Source organism: Chiayiivirga flava (assembly GCF_014202825.1).
GTDB classification, from domain to species: Bacteria; Pseudomonadota; Gammaproteobacteria; order Xanthomonadales; family Xanthomonadaceae; genus Chiayiivirga; species Chiayiivirga flava.
The window spans coordinates 190,710-207,309 of sequence record NZ_JACHHP010000003.1 but is presented as its reverse complement, the minus strand read 5'-3'; the positions used below and the strand labels follow the sequence as shown (position 1 = coordinate 207,309).

The 16,600-nt window shown below is 69.4% G+C and carries 12 protein-coding genes and 1 pseudogene; 6 read left to right on the top strand and 7 right to left on the bottom strand.

Features of this window, described 5'->3' with window-relative positions; translation table 11 throughout:
* Positions 1–27 precede the first annotated feature (27 nt).
* Entirely contained in the window at positions 28–1,752 is a 1,725-nt protein-coding gene (locus HNQ52_RS09405; RefSeq protein WP_183960884.1) for a sensor domain-containing diguanylate cyclase, read from the top strand.
* 11 nt (positions 1,753–1,763) lie between these two features.
* Here the strand turns inward: HNQ52_RS09405 and epmA are convergent, their stop codons facing one another.
* The 4 genes from epmA to smc form a co-directional block, all read right to left on the bottom strand.
* Entirely contained in the window at positions 1,764–2,726 is a 963-nt protein-coding gene (gene epmA / locus HNQ52_RS09400; RefSeq protein WP_183960883.1) for an EF-P lysine aminoacylase EpmA, read from the bottom strand.
* 27 nt (positions 2,727–2,753) lie between these two features.
* Positions 2,754–5,144: an NAD-dependent DNA ligase LigA gene (gene ligA, locus HNQ52_RS09395; RefSeq protein WP_183960882.1), complete on the bottom strand. Its 2,391-nt coding sequence runs from the start codon at positions 5,142–5,144 to the stop codon at positions 2,754–2,756.
* Between the two features lie 341 nt (positions 5,145–5,485).
* Positions 5,486–6,259, bottom strand: a complete 774-nt coding sequence (zipA, locus tag HNQ52_RS09390) for a cell division protein ZipA (protein ID WP_183960881.1) — start codon at positions 6,257–6,259, stop codon at positions 5,486–5,488.
* 7 nt (positions 6,260–6,266) lie between these two features.
* A complete protein-coding gene (gene smc / locus HNQ52_RS09385) occupies positions 6,267–9,770 on the bottom strand; it encodes a chromosome segregation protein SMC (RefSeq protein WP_183960880.1) in 3,504 nt (1,167 codons plus the stop codon).
* A gap of 116 nt (positions 9,771–9,886) precedes the next feature.
* On the opposite strand from smc, the gene queF reads away from it, so the two are divergent.
* Positions 9,887–10,276 carry a preQ(1) synthase gene (gene queF, locus HNQ52_RS09380; RefSeq protein ID WP_183960879.1) on the top strand — a complete coding sequence of 130 codons (390 nt, stop codon included), beginning with the start codon at positions 9,887–9,889 and terminating at the stop codon, positions 10,274–10,276.
* A 512-nt stretch (positions 10,277–10,788) separates the two neighbouring features.
* On the opposite strand, the gene HNQ52_RS09375 is transcribed toward queF, so the two are convergent.
* From HNQ52_RS09375 to HNQ52_RS09365, 3 genes are read right to left on the bottom strand one after another with little or no spacing between them, the layout of a single operon-like run.
* Positions 10,789–11,628, bottom strand: coding sequence for a peptidylprolyl isomerase (locus tag HNQ52_RS09375; RefSeq protein WP_183960878.1), 840 nt, complete (start codon positions 11,626–11,628; stop codon positions 10,789–10,791).
* Entirely contained in the window at positions 11,625–11,888 is a 264-nt protein-coding gene (locus HNQ52_RS09370; RefSeq protein WP_183961179.1) for a BolA family protein, read from the bottom strand. The genes HNQ52_RS09375 and HNQ52_RS09370 overlap by 4 nt, the downstream gene beginning before the upstream one ends.
* Positions 11,889–11,896: 8 nt before the next feature.
* Positions 11,897–12,196, bottom strand: coding sequence for a YciI family protein (locus HNQ52_RS09365; protein WP_183960877.1), 300 nt, complete (start codon positions 12,194–12,196; stop codon positions 11,897–11,899).
* A gap of 110 nt (positions 12,197–12,306) precedes the next feature.
* Between HNQ52_RS09365 and HNQ52_RS09360 the strand changes: the two genes are divergently transcribed.
* From HNQ52_RS09360 to rluB, 4 genes and pseudogenes are all read left to right on the top strand, one after another.
* Positions 12,307–12,924 (top strand): L-threonylcarbamoyladenylate synthase, encoded by a 618-nt coding sequence (locus tag HNQ52_RS09360; RefSeq protein WP_183960876.1) that lies wholly within the window; start codon positions 12,307–12,309, stop codon positions 12,922–12,924.
* A 244-nt stretch (positions 12,925–13,168) separates the two neighbouring features.
* Complete coding sequence (locus HNQ52_RS09355; protein ID WP_183960875.1) at positions 13,169–14,089, top strand: segregation and condensation protein A; 921 nt, start codon at positions 13,169–13,171, stop codon at positions 14,087–14,089.
* 28 nt (positions 14,090–14,117) lie between these two features.
* Positions 14,118–14,966 (top strand): annotated as a pseudogene (scpB, locus tag HNQ52_RS17430) (SMC-Scp complex subunit ScpB); the annotation flags it as partial.
* A 14-nt stretch (positions 14,967–14,980) separates the two neighbouring features.
* Positions 14,981–16,585 carry a 23S rRNA pseudouridine(2605) synthase RluB gene (gene rluB / locus HNQ52_RS09345; RefSeq protein WP_183960873.1) on the top strand — a complete coding sequence of 535 codons (1,605 nt, stop codon included), beginning with the start codon at positions 14,981–14,983 and terminating at the stop codon, positions 16,583–16,585.
* Positions 16,586–16,600 lie beyond the last annotated feature (15 nt).

Genomic DNA, 16,600 nt, shown 5'->3' with positions numbered 1-16,600 from the left:
CGATCTGCCGGCCCGCCCGACGCACGCATGCCGCCAGGGAGCTCACGCCTGTCGAACCTCCTGACCCAGCCGCTTCGCCTGCCGCGCCGCTCGGTGTGGACATCGCTGGTGGCGGCGACCGTGTTGCTGCTGGCGGTTGGCGCGACCGTGGTCTCGGGTGCGCGCCGCTTCGTGCAGGACACGCGGTGGGTGGGCCACACCCACGCCACCATCGAGCAGATCTCCCGGCTCTACGCACGGATCAGGGATGTTGAATCGGCACAGCGCGGCTACCTGCTCACGGGCCATATCGACTACCTGTCCCAGCTGGAGGTCGGCGCTCCCGAGGTCGAGGCGCTCGGACGCGGCCTGATCGACCAGGTGCGCGACAACGCGGCCCAGCACGCGCGGGCGCGCGAGATCGCCACGCTCGCGGTCGAACGGGTCGCCATTTCCAGACAGACGGCGGCGCTGTACCAGGAGCAAGGCCTGGCAAGCGCGCAGCGCGAGGTGGCGAGCAACCGCGGCAAGCGCGTGATGGATCACGTGGTGGAGCTGATGCGGGCAATGGAGGCGGAAGAACGCCGGTTGCTGGCGCAGCGCGAAACCGCGTCCGATGCCAGCGCGTGGCGGCTGCAATGGGCCGCGGCGCTCGGCATCGGCCTGAGCCTGGCGCTGATCGGCATCGTGTTCTGGCTGATGCTGCGCGAGAACCGCGTGCGGCGCCTGGCCGAACGGCGCGCAGCCTCGTCCAGCGCGCAGCTGGCCGAGAGCGTCGAAGCGCTCCGCCTCGCCGGCGCGCGCCTGCACGAACTGCAACGCGGCGCGAGCATGCTTCAGAGCTGCCGCACCACCGACGAAGCGATGGACATCGCGCGACAGACGTTCACGCGCCTGTTTCCGGATCTGGGCGGTGGCATCTATCTGACACGGGCCTCGCAGAACCTCGTCGAACTGCGCATCGACTGGGGAGACGCGCCGACGGACTGCGCGCAGGTGATGTCGCCGAACGACTGCTGGGCGGTGCGTCGCGGGCAGCCGCATACCGTCGACGACAGCCGCAACGGGAGTCTGTGCGCCCACCTCGCCGCCGGCGCCGATGCCGCCCCATTCGCCGCGACGTGCGTTCCGCTTGTGGCGCGCGGCGAAACGCTGGGCCTGGTGCACCTGGCCGGCAGCCGCGACACCATCGCCGCGCACGCCGAACTCGTGCTTGCGGCCGCCGAACAGCTTTCGCTCGCACTGTCCAATCTGCAGCTGCAGGAAACGCTGCGCGTGCAGTCCATCCGCGACCCGCTGACCGGCCTCTACAACCGCCGCTACCTGGAAGAATCGCTCGAACGCGAACTGGCGCGCTGCGCCCGCCGCCACCAGCCGCTGGCGGTGATGATGCTCGACCTCGACCACTTCAAGCGCTTCAACGACACCCACGGCCACGACGGAGGCGACGCCCTGCTCGGCCACGTCGGGCGCCTGCTCGACGCCCTGTGTCGCGGCGAAGATATCGCCTGCCGTTACGGCGGCGAGGAATTCATCCTGATCCTGCCCGAAGCCGATATCGAGGTCGCGCGCACCCGCGCCGAGCAGATCCGCAGCGCGATCTCCGAACTGCAGATCCTGCACCTGCGCCGCAGCCTGGGCCCGGTCACCTGCTCGATCGGCGTCGCGGCGAGCCCGATGCACGCCGATGCGGCCAGCGCCCTGGTGCAGGCCGCCGACGCCGCGTTGTATCGGGCCAAGAACGCGGGGCGCAATCGCGTCGAGATCGCGTAGCGCGCCGCGTCTCAGGCGCCGGCAAATCCGAACGCGAGAACGTCGTCGATCGCATCGCTGCGCAGCAGCGCCATGAGCAGGCGCTCGATGCCCAGCGCAACGCCGGCGCACGCCGGCAACCCGCGCTCCAGCGCCGCGAGCAGCCGGGCATCGAGCGGCACTTCGCGCAGCCGGCGGGCGCGGCGACGCGCGTTGTCGAGTTCGAAACGCTGGCGCTGTTCCCGCGTGTCAGTGAGCTCGTGGTAGCCGTTGGCCAGTTCCCGCGCGCCGAGATAGGCCTCGAACCGCTCCGCGACCGCGTCGTCGCCGCTGCCGCGGATGCGCGCGAGGGCGCACTGCGTGGCCGGGTAGTCGAAGACGAACAACAACGTGTCCGGATCGAAGTCCGGCTGCAGCCGGTGCGTCATCAGCAGGTCCAGCCAGTCGTCGCGCGTGAGGCCGTCGGCGTCGATGCGATGCTCGCGCAGCGGCGCGCGGAGGCTGTCGATCGGGGCGGTGAACGGATCGAAGCCGAACGCTGCGCGATAGAGCGCGCGGTAGGCGACGCGCTCGATCCGCACGGTCCGTCCGACGCGCGCCAGCACGGCGGTCACCAGGTCGCCGACCTCGTCGGCGAGCATGCCGTGATCCCAGCCCACGCGATACCACTCCAGCATGGTGAATTCGGGGTTGTGCTGGCGGCCGCATTCGCCGTTGCGGAACACGCGGCCGAGTTCGTAGCAATCGCCCACGCCTTCGGCGAGCAGGCGCTTGAGCGGAAACTCGGGCGAAGTGCGGAGGAAGCGTTCGTTCGACACCGCGTCGCTGCGACCGGAGAAGTGCGTGGCGAAACTTTCGATGTTGGGATCGGTGTTGCCTGCCTCCGACAGGATCGGAGATTCGACTTCCAGCACTCCGCGCGCGGCGAAGAAGCTGCGGATCGTGGCGTACACGTCGGCGCGCAGGCGCAGCGCCGCCAGCCGTTGCGGGTTCATGGCTGCGTGCTCACGCGACGGAGGCGCTCACGACGGCGTCGGCACATCGAGAAAGGCGAGCAGGCGCGCTTCGTCCCAGATCTCGATGCCCAGTTCGGCGGCCTTGTCGAGTTTCGATCCCGCGGCTTCGCCGGCAACGACGAAGCTGGTCTTCTTCGAAACGCTGCCGGAAACCTTGGCGCCGAGCGCTTCGAGCCGTTCCTTCGCAGCGTCGCGGCTCAGCGTCGACAGCGTGCCGGTCAGCACCACGGTCTTGCCGTCGAGCGGCCCCGCGGACACGGGTTCGCCGCGTGGCAGCTGCGCGTCGAGCGTGTCGTAGGCCTGCAGGGTGCGGTCGAGCAGGGCCCGGTTCGCGGCCACGGCGCGCCAGTGCACGAATGCATCGGCGGTGTCGGCCGGGAGCCCGGCGCTGTCGAGCACGTCGGGCTCTGCTGCGAGTATCGTTTCGCGCGCGGGAAGCGCGGCGATGAGCTGCACCGCGCGGATCGGCGTCAGTTTCGGGATGCCGATCGAGGCCAGCAGCTCGGCGCGATCGAAGCTGGCGCGCAGTTTCGGCGACGGGGCGGTTTCGTCCCCGATCGACACGCCGCGCTCGAGCAGCGCATCGATCGCCTGCTGGTTGCCGGGCTGGTCGAAGAAGTGCCCGATGGCGCGCGCGACTTCGCCGCCGATGTCCGGCACGCGGGTGAAGATCGGCCACGGCAGCGTGCGGATCGTCGCCAGCGAACCGAACATCGTCGCCAGCGCCTTGGCCGTGCTTTCGCCGACGTGTTCGATGCCGAGTGCGTAGAGGAAGCGCGCGAGCGTGGTCCTGCGGCTCGTATCGATGGCCTCGATCAGGTTCTCGGCCCACTTCGTCGCGACCTTGCCGGCCTTCACCGTCTCCGGCGTAGTGCCGTCGCGCTCGTCGGCGCGGCGTTTCATCTCAACGAGGTCGTCGAGCGTGAGTTTGTAGAGGTCGGCGATGGTTTTCACGTAGCCGAGGTCGCTCAAGTCCTCGATGAACCGGTCGCCGAGGCCTTCGATGTCCATCGCGCGGCGCGAGGCGAAGTGGCGCAGCGCTTCGTTGCGTTGCGCGGCGCAGGTCAGTTCGCCGGAGCAGCGCGTGATCGGGCTGCCTTCGTCCTTCACGAGTTCGGAGCCGCACACCGGGCACGTGGGCGGCATCGTCCATGCAGGTGCGCCGGGTGCGCGCTGGTCGAGGATGACGCGCACGATTTCCGGGATCACGTCGCCGGCGCGGCGCACGATGACGGTGTCGCCGATGCGCACGTCCAGGCGGCGGATCTGCTCGATGTTGTGCAGCGTGGCGTTGGTGACGGTGACGCCGGCGACCTGCACGGGTTTCAGGCGCGCGACGGGTGTGGCGGCGCCGGTGCGGCCGATCTGGATGTCGATGCCTTCCAGTACGGTCGACTGTTCCTGCGCGGGAAATTTGTGCGCCAGCGCCCAGCGCGGGGCGCGCGAGACGAAGCCCATTTCGCGCTGGCCGGCGTAGTCGTCGAGTTTGTAGACGACGCCGTCGATGTCGAACGGCAGTACGTCGCGTTTTTCGCCGATGCGCCGGTAGTACGCCAGGAGTTCGTCCAGACCCCGGGCGGTGCCGCTTTCGCCGCTGACCGGGAAACCCCAGGCCTTGAGCTGCGCGAGCGCGTCGCTGTGGCGTTCGAAGGGACCGGCGGTGTCGGCCTGGGCCTCGTCGCGGGCGGTGGCGTCGGTGTCGGGCAAGGCGTGCACGCCGTACGCATAGAACGCGAGCGGGCGCTGCGCGGCGAGGCGTGGGTCGAGCTGGCGCAGCGAACCGGCGGCGCCGTTGCGCGGGTTCGCGAGCACTTTTCCGCCCGTCTCGCGCATCTTCCGGTTGTATTTCTCGAAGGCAGCGCGCGGCATGTAGACCTCGCCGCGCACATCGAGCACCGCGGGCACGTGGTCGCCGCGCAGCTTGAGCGGGATGGCCTTGACCGTGCGCAGGTTGGCGGTGACGTCCTCGCCCGTGGCGCCGTCGCCGCGCGTGGCGCCGCGCACGAAGCGGCCGTGTTCGTAGCGCAGGCTGATGGCGAGGCCATCGAGCTTGGGTTCGACCGAGAACTGCGGGTTCGTGCGGTCGAGCCTGTCTTCGATGCGGCGGACGAAGTCGGCCACTTCGGCATCGGTGAAGGCGTTGCCGAGCGACAGCATCGGAATCGCGTGATGCACTTCGGCAAACGCGCCGGACGGCGCGGCACCGACACGTTGGGTGGGCGAATCGGCGGTGACGAGCTCGGGGTGTTGGGCTTCCAGATCGATCAGTTCGCGCATCAGCGCGTCGTAGTCGGCGTCGGGGATGTCGGCGTCGTCGAGGACGTGGTAGCGGTGGTTGGCGTCGTCGATTTTCTCGCGCAGCGCGGCGATGCGCTTGGTGAGGGAGGCGTTTGTCATGCGGAGGCCTGCACGTGTCCGCAGTGCACGATGGCGCCGCGCCGCGTGAGCCCCTCTCCTCGTGGGAGAGGGGTCGGGGTGAGGGTTCGGGATGCGACTGCGGGTTGGAGACTCATCACGCTATACGAGCGTAGGATCAGCGTTTCACCCGCCGGGATCGAAGCAGTACGGTTGAAGACGTCGGCGCGAGACTCGGGCGGCGAGGCGTGCCGGACCCTCACCCCAACCCCTCTCCCACGGGGAGAGGGGCTACCCGACTTGATCTCGGCGCACGGAATGCCGGCAGCGGGTGTGCGCCGGGCGAAGCGTCGGGGCCAGGGCGAACGCACCACACCCTGCCCTCACCAGCTGCGCTGCTGCTGTTTTTCCTGCTTGCGGTCGAACGCGCGCAGCTCGTCGCGCAGGTGCGCGATGCGTTGCCGGCCGAGGGTGTTGCGTTCTTCGTCCAGCACGCTGGCATCGAGCAGTTCGGCCATGCGCTGCGCCGTCGGCAGCAGGGTTTCCCAGGCGTCGAGCGCCGGCAGCGGGCCCGGCAGGGTCATGAAGAACGTGAGGCCGGGGGTTTCGATGTCGTGCACGCGGCGCAGGTCGAAGCTGCCGGGTTTCATCATGTTCGCAACGCTGAAGATCGGCCCGGCTTCGGGCCGGTTGTCGACCAGGCGGTGGAAGATGTTCATGTCGCCGAAGGCCAGGCCGGCCTTTTCGGCAGCGACCACGATGTCGGCGCCGTTGATCGTTTCTCCCGGGCGCGCGGCGACGAACAGCGTGACGATGCGGTCGAAGCCCGTTTCCACACGTTTTCCGACGCTGGATGCCGCGCGCACCGGCGGCGCCTCGGGCGCATCGTCGTCGTGCCCGCCGCCGCCGGCGAGGGTGCGTTCGAGCATTTCGAGTTCGGTCTGGATCGAGGCGTCGAGATCGTCGCCGTCGGCCGGCTGGCCGAAGCTGTCGGACAGGCGCGGTTCGCGCCGTTCGCCGGGTTTGCCGGACGTTCTTGCATCCAGACGCCGGCCCTGATCCGGCTTGCGCGGGCGTCCGAAAAACGCGATCGCGAGAAGGATCAGGACGCCGATGACGGCGAGCGGGATTCCAACGTCGGGGTTCCAGTTGCTCATGCGGCCATTATGCCGCGCCGACGAGGCGCGTGGCTTCCGCGAGGTCCACCGAGACCAGGCGCGACACGCCCGGTTCACGCATGGTGACGCCGGCAAGCTGGCGCGCGGCCTCCATCGTGCCCTTGTTGTGGGTCACGAACAGGAACTGCACCTTTTCGCTCATCTCGGTGACCATGGCGCTGAAGCGGCCGACGTTGGCCTCGTCGAGCGGCGCGTCGACTTCGTCCAGCAGGCAGAACGGCGCCGGGTTCAGGCGGAAGATCGCGAAGACCAGCGCCACCGCGGTGAGCGCCTTCTCGCCGCCGGAGAGCAGCGAGATGTTGGTGACGCGCTTGCCGGGCGGGCGCGCCATGATCGAGACGCCGGTGTCGAGCAGGTCTTCGCCCGTGAGTTCGAGGTAGGCGTGGCCGCCGCCGAACAGGCGCGGGTAGAGCTCCTGCACGCCGGCGTTGACGCGGTCGAAGGTGTCCTTGAAGCGGCTGCGGGTTTCGCGGTCGATCTTCCTGATCGCGCCTTCGAGGGTTTCGAGCGCGGTGGTGAGGTCGAGGTGCTGCGCGTCCAGGTAGTCCTTGCGCTGCGACTGTTCGCCGTACTCGGTGATCGCGGCAAGGTTCACCGGTTCGAGGCGGCGGATCTTGGTTTCGAGGTCGGCGACGGAGCGCGTCCAGGACTCGACGGTGGCCTCGGGCGGCAGGGCGTCGAGCACCGGCTGCAGTTCGAGGCCGGCCGCGACGATGCCTTCGGCCATGGCCTCGGCCCGCAGGGCGAGGTGCTGTTCTTCCAGGCGCTTTGCCTGCAGCGCTTCGCGCAACGACAACGCGGCCTGGTCGGCGCGCTGGCGCATCTGCTCGAATCGGCGCAGCTCCGCATCGACGCCTTCCACCGCGGAGCGCGCGGCGGCGAGATCCTTTTCGGCGACGACGCGCTGGTCGAGGAAAGTCTGGCGTTCGGATTCGAGCGCGCGGATCGGGGCGTCGCCGTCGGCCAGCTGCGCGGCGAGGTCGTTGCGGCGCTGTTCGAGCTGGGTGCGCTGCTGGCCGGCGCGCAGCAGGCTCTGCGTCAGTGCGGCGGCGCGCGTGCGGCGCGATTCGAGCGCGAGTGCGAGCTGGTGCGCGGTGTCGCGCGCATCACGCGCCATGTTGCGCGCCAGTGTGAGGGCGTCGTTGAGGCTGCGGCGCTGCGATTCGAGCGCGACGCGTTCGGATTCGAGCTCGCCCATGCGCGCGACCGAGTGCTCGAGGCCGGCACGCGATTCGCGCGTGCGGCCCTGCGCATCGTCGAGGACCTGGCCGAGCTGGGCAAGCTCGGCGTCGATGCGCGCGATGCGCGTCTGCGCAGATTCGAGCTTGCCCTGCTGGCTCTGCAGCTGGCCGGAGAGTTCGGCCACGCCGCGGTGCGCGAGGTAGAGCGAGCGCTGCGCGTCCTCGCGTTGCTGTTCGGCCTCGAGCACCTGGTCGCGCAGGTTGGCGAGCTGTTCGTTGATCTGCGCTTCGCGCTCGCCGAGCGCTTCGATTTCGCTGCGCACGTTCTGGATTTCGCGTTCGCGCGCGAGCGTGCCCTGCTGCGCTTCGCCGGAGCGGATCACGCGCACCCAGCCCTGCCCGATCCATTCGCCGGCGCGGGTGATGATGGCGTCGCCGGCACCGAGCGTGGGCAGCAACGCGCGTGCGGCGTCGATGTCGTCGGCGACGCGGATGCGTGCGAGCCAGCGGCGCGCGGCCGTCGGGCCCTGCACCTTCGCGGCGAGCGAATCGGTCGGCACGTCGAACGGCGTGGCGTCGTTCGAGACCAGCGCCAGGCGGCCCTGCGCGAAGTCGGCGACGGCCGGCAGCAGCGTTTCCGGTGCGTCGACGGTGGCGGCTTCGAGCAACGCGCCAAGCACCGTTTCGACGGCGGTTTCCCAGCCCGATTCGACCGTCAGCGATTCGCCCAGGCGCGGCGCGCGGTCGAGGCCGTTGGCCTGCAGCCATTCCTGTGCGGCGCCCTTTTCCTGACCGAGCGCCGCGTGTTGCAGCGCTTCGAGCGAGGCGAGGCGGCCGCGCGCGGTCTGGCCCTGCTTGCGGGCCTCGGCCAGATCGGCCTGGCGGCCGCGTTGCTGTTCCTGCAGCGCGGCGACATGGCGTTTGCGTTCGTCGAGCTGGTCGCCGAGGGCGTCGAGGCCCTGGCGCTGCGCGTCGTGGTCTTCGGTGAGGCGGTCGAGCGCTTCGGTGAGCGTGGCGAGGTCGAGCGTGCCACGTTCGGTGGCGAGCGTGTCGCGGCGGCGCGAGGCGTCCATGCCTTGGCGTTCGAGATATTCGATGCGGGTGCGTTCCACGTCCGCCTGGCGCGCGGCTTCCGACTGCGCCTGCGAATACGCGTCCCAGCGCAGCTGCCAGTCGGCGAGCGCGGCTTCGGCGTCGCGCAACGCTTCCTGGCGCGCGCCGTCGTCGTCGCCGAGGCCGGCGAGTTGCGGTTCGCGCTCGGCGATCTCCTCGTTGACGGTGGCGAGCTGGGCTTCGTCGGTCTCGATGTGTTCGACGAGTTCGGCGAAGGCTTCGTCGTTTTCCTGCCGCGCGCGTTCCAGGCGCGTGCGCATCTCGCGCTGGTGCGTGATCTGCTGCTCGACACGCGCGATCTCGGCGCCGACGCGGTAGCTCTCCGACTGCGCCTGCTGCAGGCGCTCGGTGGCCTCGAGGTTCTGCTCGCGGCACAGCTCGATCTGCGCTTCGGCGTTGCGCTGTTCGGCGACCAGCGCTTCGAGCTTCGTTTCTTCCTGACCGATGCGCTCGCGCAGGGCGGTAAGTTCGGCATCGAAGCGGCGGTATTCGAGGGCTTTCAGTTGGGCGTCGCGTTCGCGCTGCTCGGCCTTGAGCTGCTGGTACTGCTCGGCCTGGCGGGCCTGGCGCTTGAGGTGTTCGAGCTGCTTTTCGACTTCCTCGCGCACGTCGTTGAGGCGATCGAGGTTCTCGCGCGTGTGGCGGATGCGCGTTTCGGTTTCCTTGCGGCGCTCCTTGTACTTCGAGATGCCGGCGGCTTCCTCCAGATGCGTGCGCAGGTCTTCGGGCTTGGCCTCGATGATCTGCGAGATCATGCCCTGCTCGATGATCGAGTAGCTGCGCGGGCCGAGGCCCGTGCCGAGGAACAGATCGGTGATGTCGCGGCGGCGGCAGCGCGCGCCGTTGAGGTAGTAGTTCGACTGGCCATCGCGCGAGACCAGGCGCTTGACCGAAATTTCGTTGTAGGCGGCGAATTCGCCCGCGATCTGCCCGTCGGTGTTGTCGAAGATCAGCTCCACGGTCGCCTGGCTCACCGGCTTGCGCGCCGAGGAGCCGGAGAAGATCACGTCGGTGATGTTGTCGCCGCGCAGGCGGCTCGCGGAGCTTTCGCCCATCACCCAGCGGATGGCGTCGATGATGTTCGACTTGCCGCAGCCGTTCGGACCGACCACGCCGGTCATGTTCGTCGGCAGGTGCAGGGTGGTCGGGTCGACGAAGGACTTGAAGCCGGACAGCTTGATCGTGGTCAGTCGCATGGAACGCCTGTGGATTGTTCTGGCCGGCGCGACGCGGCGGCTTGCCGCGGGGCAACGCGCTGGTTACCCTGATCGGCTATTTTCGAAGTTTGACGAACCGAGGGACGCTGCAGGCCATGACAACCAAGCCGAGCAAGACGCTCGAAACCTTCCCGAACCCGCAGCCGGGCCGCGATTATACCATCCGGATCAAAACGCCCGAGTTCACCTGCCTGTGCCCCAAGACCGGCCAGCCGGACTTCGCGGTGATGCATCTGGAATACGTGCCGGACCAGGCGTGCGTGGAGCTCAAGAGCCTGAAGCTCTACTACTGGAGTTTCCGCGACGAGGGCGCGTTCCACGAGCGGGTGACCAACGAGATCCTCGACGATCTGGTCCGCGCCACGCAGCCGCGGTTCATGCGTTTGACGGCGGAATTCCTGGTGCGTGGCGGGGTTTACACGACGGTGATTGCGGAGCATCGCAAGGATGGCTGGACCGCGCCGGTGGCGGTGCAGTTGCCTTGAGGTTGGGGCGGTTGGGTTGAGTTGCAGCCGAGGGAGTGGAGGATGCTGGGGTTGGCCTGAGATTGTCGATGCCCTCGCCTGATGCTGTTCAAGGCGAGTGGTGGCAGCGGGCTCTGGAGCGGGTTGTCAGGCTCAGTTGCGATGGCGCTGGGCGTGCGGCGGGTCGGGGGCGCGTGCGAGGTGGCGCCCTCATCCGCCTGCCGGCACCTTCTCCCGACGGGAGAAGGATTCAGACTGGCGACTTCAGACTCGTTTCACCCGACGGAGCAGAATTCAGGCTGCTGACTCCGGACTCACTGGCTGGCTTGGTGTGCTTGTCGCACGCTTGACGCCATACCCGGAAGAACCCCCCACTCTGCAGCACTGCCCGCTTCCTTCTCCCGTCGGGAGAAGGTGGTGCGGCAGCACCGGATGAGGGCGCCACCTGCACCCCTCCGAGGCAGTTCGTCGAGCGACCGGGACCGCGCCAAATCTACACGCGTCGGACAACCCACATCACCCGCAAAAACCAATCACCCCGCGGATGCAGCCGCCTTGATCGTCGCCTTCTCCCGCAGGGCCTTGGCCTTGTCCGCCAGCGCCTGTTCGGTCAGCTGCTTGCGCGCGCCCTCGCGCACCTGCTCGAACGACGGCGGCGTGTACGGCCGGGCGCCGACGCGCCGGAACACGTGCCAGCCGTAGTCGGTCTTGAGCGGGGTGGCGCCGACCTCGCCGTCCTGCAGCGTGAGCGCGGCTTCGGCCAGTTCCGGCGGGAACTGGCCGAGGTTGCCCCAGCCCAGATCCTTCGCCTGCTTGGCGCCCTTGGCCGCGTATTCGCCCATGACCGCCTCGAAGTCCGCGCCCGGCTTCGTGGCATCGGCAGCGGCTTCCGCCGCGCTGGCCTGGTCCTCGAACAGGATGTGCTGCAGATGCAGCTCCTGCTTGCCGGTGCGTTTGACTTCCTGGTCGTAATAGGCGCGCAGCTCCGGCTCCCCGACTGCCACCTCCTCGCGGTACGACGCCAGCGCCCGGCCGGCCAGCTGCTGCATGCCGACCAGCGCGACTTCGGCCTGCACTTCGGGTTTCGCCGCCACGCCGGTGGCGATGGCGTCCTGCGCCATGAGCAACGTGTCCACGAGCAGATCCAGCGCGCGCTGGCGCTGGTCCGGGTCCGCCGGGTCGAGGCCGCGGCCGCGCGCGAAGGTGCCGAGCAACTGCTCGGTGACCACTTCGCCGTTGACCGTGACCACGGCGGCGCCGGCCGGCGGGTTATGAAGCGCGCGCGTGCCGTCGCCGGCGTTGCCGCCCTGGCCGGAGCAACCCTGCAGAAGAGCCGCCAAAACAACGATTTGCGCGATCTTCGTGGATTTCATTGCAAGATCTCCGAGGGTGCGTACGCCTGCATGGACAGGGCGTGGATGTCGGTCTGCATCAGGTCGCCGAGCGCGGCGTAGACCTGGCGGTGACGCTCGAGCGGGCGTTGGCCTTCGAACGCGGCGCTGACGATGGTGACCGCAAAATGGCCGCGGCCGTCGCGCGCGCCGGCATGGCCGACATGCTTGTGGCTTTCGTCGACGACGCGCAGGTCGCGCGGCGCGAGCGCGGCGGTCAGCCGTTCGCGGATCCGCTCCATCCGGCCGTTCACGGCAGCGCCCGGATGAACGGGTACACGTCCACGTGGGCGTAGACGCCGTCGGCCACGTAGGGATCGGCCTGCGCCCAGGCCTTGGCCGCATCGAGCGAGTCGAATTCGGCCACGATGAGGCTGCCGACGAAGCCGGCCGGACCGGGATCCTCGGCTTCGATCGCCGGCATCGGGCCCGCCAGCAGCAGGCGCCCGGCATCGCGCAGCGCCATGAGGCGGTCGCGGTGCGCCGGACGCGAGGCGATGCGCCGTGCGAGCGTGCCGGGCACGTCGCGCGCGTGAATGACGAACCACATGGCAGAGGTATCCGGATCGAGCAGGGGCCGGCATCATAGGCACTCCTCCATCGCATCGCCAACCGGCATCGCCGGCCGCGGCATCGCCAGCACAGGACCTCTTCGACCCGATGAGCGTGCGTCTGCAGTTGCATCCGATCACCCCGCAGCAACGCCTGCTGCAGCAGGCGGCCGACGCGCTGCTGGCCGGCCGGCTTGCGCTGGTGCCCACCGACGCGGGCTACGCGTTCGCGTGGAACATCGATGCGATCGACGCGGAGCAGCGCGTGCAGAAGCTGCGCCGGCTGGACAGCAAGCATCCTTTCACCTTACTCTGTGCACGTATCGGCGAGATCGGCAGTCTGGCGAAGTTGGGCGACCAGGCGTTCCGTCTGATCAAGTCGCTGATCCCCGGTCCCTGCACGTTCATCCTGCCCGCGGCGAACGAATTGCCGCGGCGGTTGAAGCAGTCCAAGCGGCGCGCCATCGGTTGCAGGATCCCGGATCACGGCGTGACGCGTGCACTGCTCGAACTGGTCGGTGCCCCGTTGCTGTCCACCAGCCTTGCGCTGCCGGACGAGGAACTGGACAGCCACGACGCCGATGCGGTGGCCGAGCGGATGCTCAGGCATGTCGACGTGATGCTCGATGCCGGGGATTGTCCGCCCGGTCCGACCAGCGTCATCGATCTGACCGGCGACACGCCGCAAGTCACGCGTCAAGGCTTCCACCCGCTGGACCTGGATTGACCGTCCGGCGGCAGGGACCCGGACCCTGAAGCGGGTCCGATGCAGGTTCCTCCGATGCAGGGTCTCCGCATCCGGCCGCAGGCGCGGCACGCGCGGGTATCCGAAGGTTTCAACTGACCCGTCTGCGGGTTCGATCACGCTCCGATCCGGCCCGATCGATCCGTCGATCCGGTCGTCCATTCCGTTTCAAGAAGCTGCAGTCCGGCGTTTTGCGCCGGACCGGTCCGGAGGGGCCGCGTACCGCATGATCACCGAGCCGGCCCAGGCCGCGACCGACATCCCGGCGCCCGACGCCGCGTCCCCCGCACGTCCGCAGCAGCAGGAAATGCCGCTGGCGATGGTGCTGGGCCAGCCCGTGCTGCAGATCCCGCAGGATCTGTACATCCCGCCGGACGCGCTGGAAGTGATCCTCGAAGCCTTCGAGGGTCCGCTCGATCTGCTGCTGTACCTGATCCGCCGCCAGAACCTCGACATCCTCGACATCCCGGTGGCGGAGATCACGCGCCAGTACGTCGACTACATCGGCGTGATGGGCGAGCTGCGCTTCGAACTGGCGGCCGAATACCTGGTGATGGCCGCGATTCTGGCCGAGATCAAGTCGCGCCTGCTGCTGCCGCGCCCGCCCGGGGCCGAAGGCGAAGAGGCCGATCCGCGCGCCGAGCTCGTGCGCCGGCTGCAGGAATACGAACGTTTCAAGCAGGCCGCGCAGGATGTCGACGCCCTACCGCGCCTGGATCGCGACACCAGCGTGGTGTCGGCCTTCGTGCCCGACCGCCAGGCGATCCGCGTCCCGCCGCCGGTGGATCTGCGCGAAATGTTGCTCGCGCTGCGCGACGTGCTCAAGCGCGCGGACCTGTTCACCCACCACGCGATCAAGCGCGAGGCGCTCAGCGTGCGCCAGCGCATGGGCGAGGTGCTGGCGAAGCTCGGCGACGGCCAGTTCCACGATTTCCTGTCGCTGTTCACCGTGGAGGAAGGCCGCCTCGGCGTCGTGGTCACCTTCCTGTCGATGCTCGAACTTGCCAAGGAACGCCTGGTGGAGATCGTGCAGGAAGAACCGCTGGCGCCGATCTGGGTGAAGTCGCTCGCGGTCGCCGCCGACGACGGCACGCCCGCCGCCAACGACGACGATGCGTCCGGCAGCGTCGATTCCGACTATGACTGACACCGATCTTTTCAGACCCGCCCAACGCATGGACCAACCCCTCATCGAACGCATCGTCGAAGGCGCGATCCTCGCCTCCACCCAACCGCTGACGCTGGCCCAGCTCTACGGCCTGTTTCCGGACGACCAGCCCGCACCGGCCGGCAGCATCGAGCAGGCCATCGAGGCGCTGAAGGCCGCCTGCGACGGCCGCGGCGTGGAATTGGTGGAGGTGGCAAGCGGATTCCGCTACCAGGTGCAGGCCGACGTGCACGCCTGGATCGCGCGGCTGTGGACCGAACGTCCGACGCGCTACACGCGCGCCACGCTCGAAACCCTCGCGCTCATCGCGTACCGCCAGCCGATCACGCGCGGCGAGATCGAACAGATCCGCGGCGTGGCGGTGAACAGCAACATCATCAAGATGCTCGAGGAACGTGAATGGATCCGCGTCATCGGCCACCGCGACGTGCCGGGCAAACCCGCGCTGTTCGGCACCACCAAGGCCTTCCTCGACTACTTCAACCTCAAGAGCCTGGACCAGCTGCCGCCGCTGGCCGAACTCAACGACATCCCGGACCTCGAACCGCAGCTCGATTTCGAGGGGCCGCGCCCGATCCGGGGCATCGCCGCGCCCGAGGCGGGTGATACCACCCCCGACGACGCGCCCGACGGCGACATCGATGCCAGCGAAGCGGAAGACGATCGCGTCGAAGGCGAAGACGGCCTCGCCGACGCGCCGGACGCCGATTCCGCCACCGTCGCCGAAGGCATCGACGACATGCCCCTGCCCGAGTCCATCCCGGCCACCGCGGCGCTCGACGCCGATGCCGATCCCCTCCCCTCGCCCGGCGACGCCGCCGACGAATCCACTGAAGGTGCCGATGACGATTCCGCACCGGAGCGCACTGCATGACCCGTGACACCACCACTCCCGCCGGCGACAACACACCGCGCCGCACCCTGTCCCTGAAACGCGACACCGCGCCCGCCGTGCGCATCGAGGAGCGCCTGCACAAGGTGCTGGCGCAGGCCGGCCTCGGCTCGCGCCGGGCGCTGGAAGAACGCATCGCCGGCGGCCAGGTCAAGGTCAACGGCGAGATCGCGCAGGTGGGCAGCAGCCTCAAGACCGGCGATCGCGTCGAAGTCGACGGCAAGGTATTCGTCGCGAGCGCGCTGACCGACGCCCCGCGCGTGCTGATCTATCACAAGCCCGAAGGCGAGGTGACCACGCGCGAGGATCCGGAAGGCCGCCCGACCGTCTTCGAGAAGCTGCCGCCGCTCAAGGGGTCGCGCTGGATCGCGGTCGGCCGCCTCGACATCAATACCACCGGCCTGCTGCTGCTCACCACCGACGGCGACCTTGCCAACGCGCTGATGCATCCCTCGAGCGAAGTGCGGCGCGAATACGTCTGCCGCATCCACGGCGAGGTGTCGGACGAACACATCGAGCAGCTGTCGCGCGGCGTGCAGCTCGACGACGGCACGGCCAAGTTCGACCGCATCGAACGGATCGGCTCCAGCGACAGCCACGCCTGGTTCGGCGTGGCGCTGCACGAAGGCCGCAACCGCGAAGTGCGGCGCATGTGGGAAGCGCTCGGCTTCCAGGTGAGCCGCCTCAAGCGCGTGCGTTACGGCAGCATCGAGTTGCCGCGCCTGCTCAAGCGCGGGCACTGGGAAGACGTGCCGGCGGCCGAAGTCGAAGCGCTGAAGGCCTCGGTCAACCTGCCGGTCACCGCACCGGTGCTGACGCTGCAGCCGGTCATCGGCCAGCGCCGCGCGAAGGCATCCGAGTACCGTCCGGAGCCGCGCGAGCAGCGCGCCTGGACGGGCACCGGCTACGCCGACGAAGGCCGCGAACTGCGCGCATTCGACAACCTGCGCGAAGACCGCCCGGCCCGCCCGGGCGGCGGCAAGGGCCGTCCGGGCGGCAAACCGGGGGGCCGCTATGGCAAGACGGGCGGTGCCCCCGGTCGTCCCGCAGGCGGGGCACGCGCCGGCGGTCCCCGCGGCAACGGCGGCCCGTCGCGCGGCAACAGCGGACCTCGCGGCGGCGGCTTCGGTGCCGGCCAGGCCCACATTCCCGACGACATCGGCAACCGGATCGGCGGCAAGCCGACCCACGCCGGGCACCGGCGCAGCGGCCCGGGGTACGACAACCCGGCGGAGCACCGCTCGTGGTATGTGCCAGAAGGCGTCACCACCGGAAGCCGCGTCGCGCCTCCGCGTGGCCAAGGCCGTCCGGCGTATGGCGGCACCGGTCGCCCGACGCCCGGCGCGCGCACGGACGGACATCCGGGTGGCGGTCGTCCCGGTGGCCCGGGCGGCAAGTCCGGCGGCCGCGCAGGGGCATCGCGCCCCGGCGGAGGCTCCCAGGGCAAGGGTCGCCCCGGCGGTCCGCCGGGCAACAACCCCTACCGCGGGCCGAATGCCGGTGGACGGGCGGACGGCGGCGGCGCGAGGCCCGGCGGCAAGCCGCGCCAGCAGCGCCCGAAAGGTCCGACCGGCAACCGCTGACTTCGAACGGGCCCG